Annotated in this window: 3 protein-coding genes; all 3 read left to right on the top strand. The window is 51.3% G+C overall.

Annotation, left to right across the window (positions count from 1 at the left end; all coding sequences use genetic code 11):
* On the top strand, positions 1 to 1,413 hold a 1,413-nt coding region (locus QVO97_RS09940; RefSeq protein ID WP_288189582.1), incomplete at its 5' end, for a DUF3656 domain-containing U32 family peptidase.
* Between the two features lie 47 nt (positions 1,414 to 1,460).
* Entirely contained in the window at positions 1,461 to 2,825 is a 1,365-nt protein-coding gene (locus QVO97_RS09935; protein WP_022360174.1) for an FtsW/RodA/SpoVE family cell cycle protein, read from the top strand.
* The coding region (locus tag QVO97_RS09930) for a penicillin-binding transpeptidase domain-containing protein (RefSeq protein ID WP_288189597.1) at positions 2,809 to 4,026 on the top strand (1,218 nt) is incomplete at its 3' end. The genes QVO97_RS09935 and QVO97_RS09930, both read left to right, overlap by 17 nt.

Below are 4,026 nucleotides of genomic sequence, written 5' to 3'. Positions count from 1 at the left end.
TGCCATGAGAAACCGGCATTCCGCCAGGAAAACCGGGAACTTTACCAGTATCTGGACAAAACGTATGTGGAAGCAGAGGTGAAAGAACCGGTTCAGGGGTTTGCGCGTGTCTGTGAAGGCGAACCGCTGCAGCTGACGCTTCAATACGAAGATCCGCTGACGGGAGAAAGCCGGATGGCAGGCGGAATCGGAGCAGTTGTCCAGACGGCAGTGAAACAGCCGATGAGCAAGGAACGGATTGAGAAACAGCTCGGAAAAACGGGAAATACGCCGTATTATTTTGAAAATCTGGAAGTGGAGACAGGCGGCAGCCCCTTTGTGCCGGTGCAGGAGTTAAATGAACTCCGCCGCTCTGCGTTTGAGCAGCTGACCGAGGAGATACTGCGTCCATACCGCCGGGAGATACCGGAAAATAGGGCGTGCGGGACAGGAAAAGGGTGGCAAAATCTGGAAGAAAAGAATCTGGAAGAAAATAACCAGACAGGTTCGGAATCAGAAAAAACCAGCCCGGCTCAGGACGTTGAACTCACAGCGGGTTTACCTGTACAGAGCCAGAAAACGCTGTTTGAGAATAAAAAAGGGAATAAAACAGCTCTGTACCACATCCATGTTTCGGTCGAACACCCGGCACAGTTAAAAGTGGCGTTATCCGTACCGGAAGTCGGCGCCATCTATCTGGATAGCGCTGAATTTGGCGCTGAACAGTGGAACGAATGGGTATCGCGCTGCCATGAGGCAGACAAGCAGTGTCTTTTGGTAATGCCGCATATTTTCCGCGATCGGGCAAAGGAATATTTTGAAACACATCGTTCCAGGCTGGAATCGGCGGGATTTGACGGTCTTGTCATCCGGGCATGGGAAGAGCTGGAACTGGTGCGCGAGTGGAAGATTTCCATCCCGCTTGTGATGGATTATGGTATTTATACGATGAATCACCGGGCGGAGGATTTTGTGCGGGAGATGGCGCCGGAGCTTTCGATGCGTTTTACCCTTCCGGTCGAGCTCAACAGCCGGGAGTTGGAGGCGCGCGACAGCCGGGAACGGGAACTTCTCGTATATGGTTCGATCCCGGTCATGGTAACCGCCCAGTGCATCCGGAAAACCGTGGAAGGATGCAGTAAATGTCCGGAATATCTGTATCTGCGGGATCGCAAAAAGAAGGTATTTCCGGTAAGGAACCAGTGCCGTTTCTGCTGCAATACGATCTACAATTCCAGCCCCCTGTCGCTTTTGAAGGATAAAAAGCAGATAGACCGCCTGCAGCCGGAGGTGTTGCGTCTGGCATTTACGTCGGAGAGTGCGGCACAGACCGGGGAAGTGCTGGATGCCTACGTGAAGACCTTCCTCCATCAGGAACCGGTGGAGCTGGAGGGCGAATTTACAAGAGGTCATTTTAAGAGGGGCGTAGAGTAGCGTGTGTACCGGGAATCTTCCGGGTACACATGAAAAGGAGGATCACCATGATAAATCTTGTGACAACGATGTCCAGGTATCTGATGATATTACTGATACTGATTTATACATATTACAATTTCCGCTTTTTTTCACTGCCGGATGACGAGTCGAAACTCCGGCTCTGTCGTCTGCAGAATGTACCGCTGTTTTTGATATTTCTTCTGTCGGGTACGATCATTTATCTACAAACCGAGGATGAGGCAGTTGTGCTGTTTTTCGGCGCGCAGCTTGTCTTTTTTGTCCTGTACCAGCTCTTATACCGGCTGTTTTACCGGAATGCGTCGANNCTGTTTTACCGGAATGCGTCGAGACTGTTGCTGAACAACACGTGTATGCTTCTGTGCACCAGTTTTATCATGCTGACGCGCATCTCGATGGACAAGGCGGTCCGCCAGTTTATCATCATGGCAGTTGCGGCGGTTATCACAATGATTATACCATATGTGATAGATAGAACCTGGCAGCTCGCTAAGATACCGTGGGTGTACGGCCTGATAGGTCTGGCGCTGCTGCTGGTTGTCTGTGTGATCGGCAATACCAGCTTCGGCGCGCAGCTTTCGATCAGTATCGGCGGATTTTCGTTCCAGCCGTCCGAGTTTGTTAAGATCAGCTTTGTATTCTTCGTGGCGACGATGTTTTACCGCTCAACGGAGTTTAAAAATGTGGCGATCACGACCGGCGTGGCGGCGGCGCACGTGTTGATTCTGGTGTTATCCAAGGATCTGGGAAGTGCGCTGATTTTTTTCCTCGCCTATGTCCTGATGCTGTTTATTGCAACCTCCAACTGGCTGTATCTGGCAGGCGGTCTTGGAAGCGGCTGTGCGGCTGCGATGCTGGCGTATAAGCTGTTTTCGCATGTGCGTGTCCGCGTGGAAGCATGGCAGGATCCGTGGAGTGACATCGCAGGAAAAGGATATCAGGTTACGCAGGCGCTCTTTGCGATCGGCACAGGCGGCTGGTTTGGCATGGGACTTTACCAGGGGATGCCGAAGAAGATCCCGGTTGTCGAGAAGGACTTCATTTTCGCGGCGATCTCGGAGGAGCTGGGCGGCATCTATGCGCTCTGTATTCTCCTGATCTGTCTGGGCTGCTTCATGCAGTTCATGCTGATTGCGACCCGGATGCAGGCATTATTTTACAAGCTGATCGCGTTTGGTCTGGGAATTGAGTATGTGGTGCAGGTGTTCCTGACGATCGGCGGCGTGACCAAGTTTATTCCGTCCACCGGCGTGACGCTGCCGCTTGTCAGTTATGGAGGCAGTTCGATTCTCAGCACATTTATCCTGTTTGGCGTGATACAGGGACTCTATGTCCTGAAACGGAATGAGGAAGAAGAGGAGGAGCAGCAGTTTGATGAGGCAGAAGGATGAAATGGAAAGAACTGAAAATGCGAGAGCGCGTTCAAACCGTCATATTCTGTGGCTGACCTATGGGATTGCGGTGCTCTTTATCGCGATGGCCGTTTATTTTGGCTGGTTTATCCAGTTTAAGAGTGAAAATGTGATCGGCAGCTCTTATAATGCGAGACTCGATCTCCTCTCAGACCGGGTGACCCGCGGTTCGATTATGAGCAATGATAAAACGGTGCTGGCGCAGACGAACGTTGCAAGTGACGGAAGCGAGAAACGCTATTATCCGTATGATTATCTGTTTGTCCATTCGGTCGGATATTCCGGCAAAAATGGAAAAACAGGTCTGGAGTCGCTGGCGAATTTCTACCTGCTTTCCTCCCATGTGAATCTGATTGAGAAAACGATCAATGAATTTCAGGGGAAGAAAAATCTGGGCGACAATGTGATTACGACGCTCGATGTGGATCTGCAGCAGACGGCATCCGACGCGATCGGAAAACACCGGGGCGCGGTGATTGTCATGGAACCGGATACGGGAAAGATTTTAACGATGGTTTCCCAGCCGAATTTCAATGCGAATCTCGTCGATGAGCGCTGGGCAGAGTTGACATCGCCGGACAATACGAAGGCGCAGTTAGTCAACCGCGCGACGCAGGGCTTATATCCGCCGGGATCGACGTTCAAGATGCTGACGGTGCTGGAATATATGAAAGAGAACCCGAATACCTGGCAGGACTATGTGTATAATTGTAATGGCTCTTACCAGAATGGCGATTATACGATTAAATGTTACCACGGGACGGCACACGGGGCGCAGAACCTGATTCAGGCATTTGCCAATTCCTGCAACGGTGCGTTTGCGGAGATTGGAATGCAGATTAATTCAGAAAAATTCCGGGCGCTGGCAAATCAGATGCTCTTTAATTCGGAGCTTCCGTACACACTTCCGTACAACCAGAGCACGTTTTCGCTCGACGGCAGTTCGGATGACTGGGAAAAGCTTCAGACCGCGATCGGACAGGGGAAAACCCAGATTACGCCGCTGCATAACCTGATGATCGTATCGGCGATCGCCAACGGCGGCACGCTGATGAAGCCATATATGATCGATCATGTTGAAAATGTGGGTGGTCAGACGGTCAAGAAGTTCCTTCCGTCCGCCTATGGAACCCTGATGTCTGCGAATGACGCACAATTTCTGACACATCTCATGAGCCAG

Source organism: Clostridium sp. CAG:43, from assembly GCF_000434655.1.
Classification (GTDB): domain Bacteria; phylum Bacillota; class Clostridia; order Lachnospirales; family Lachnospiraceae; genus Otoolea; species Otoolea fessa.
This window is presented reverse-complemented; position numbering and strand designations above follow the sequence as displayed.